Here is a 1,106-nt window from a genome sequence, read left to right on the forward strand (position 1 = left end):
GCTGGCGGTCCGAGGGCGAGGCCGGGCTCGCTGACCGCTCCAGCAGGCCACGAACGACCCCGCACCGCACGGCTTTTCGCTCGTCAGCCCGCGGCAACCGTGCATGACAGGGCAACGCCTTCCTCCACCGGAGCGACACCGGCCATGTCGAGCACCTCTGCCGGAACCCCCTCGGTCGTCGGAGCCCACTCGACGGTCGGCAACGCCGGCACCCCTTCACGCGCAATGAATGTCGCGGCGTCGCTCGGCACTTCAATCGTGATTGCGGCTGTACCGGCCTCCTCCGCGCGCACAACCTTGCCCTCGTCGATGAGCTTCTGCAGCTCCTCGTCGGATATCGGCGTCGTGGCACCACACGCTACTTCGGGTGCCACACCAGCATCGGACGGAGCGGTCGCGATCGATCGCACCGCTACCGGCGACCCGTCGGAAATCGGATTGGAAGCCCAGGCGATTCCCGGTGCCACGGCCATACCGAGGACCGCCACGGACGCCACCACCACACCGGTCCGGCGGGCCCGCTTGCCGTTCACTTTCAATCGCGTCATCGTAGTTCTCCTTGATCGAACGTTCTCGAATTCTCGGCGCGGTCGCATCCGAGAAACCCGAGGTTATGAAGCCGACACTGCAGATCTGTTGTCGGTTTCTTAGGAGTTGATGAGAATGCGGCGGCCCTGGCTCCGAGCGAGGCCCCGGGCCGTAATCCGATGGCACCATGGCTGGGGTGAGTACACGCGAGCGCATCCTGATCGTCGACGACGACACGAAGGTTCTGAATTCGCTCGAACGTGGACTTCGATTGTCGGGCTTCGACACGGCAACTGCCGTCGACGGACGATCCGCCTTGGCCTCGGTGAACAAGCAATGCCCGGCCGCACTTGTTCTCGACGTCAACATGCCCGGCCTCGACGGCGTCGGAGTCGTGACGGCCCTGCGCGCAATCGGCAACGAGGTTCCGATCTGCGTACTCAGTGCCCGAAGTTCCGTGGGTGACCGCATCGCGGGGCTGGAGGCGGCCCGCTCGCGCCGGGCACGTCAGACTGACACAGGGCCTTGCTGCACCGGGGCCTTCTTGCCCAGCAGGATGAACGCCACGACAACTGCCC

At 65.6% G+C, this 1,106-nt stretch carries 2 protein-coding genes; one reads left to right on the plus strand and one right to left on the minus strand.

Going from position 1 to position 1,106, the window contains the following annotated elements; all coding sequences use genetic code 11:
- Nucleotides 1–83: 83 nt before the first annotated feature.
- Nucleotides 84–548, minus strand: coding sequence for a hypothetical protein (locus ABT116_RS49305; protein ID WP_351648168.1), 465 nt, complete (start codon nt 546–548; stop codon nt 84–86).
- Between the two features lie 176 nt (nt 549–724).
- Here ABT116_RS49305 and ABT116_RS49310 point away from each other — a divergent pair.
- Nucleotides 725–1,106 (plus strand): response regulator (locus ABT116_RS49310; protein WP_351648170.1); only part of this gene is annotated, 382 nt, incomplete at its 3' end.

The sequence above is a fragment of the Streptomyces sp. NPDC002130 genome (assembly GCF_040296465.1).
Lineage (GTDB): Bacteria > Actinomycetota > Actinomycetes > Streptomycetales > Streptomycetaceae > Streptomyces.

Bases quoted from the DNA above. Each gene is read 5' to 3' on its own strand.
- ABT116_RS49305 (WP_351648168.1), bottom strand. From the start codon at position 548: ATGACGCGATTGAAAGTGAACGGCAAGCGGGCCCGCCGGACCGGTGTG.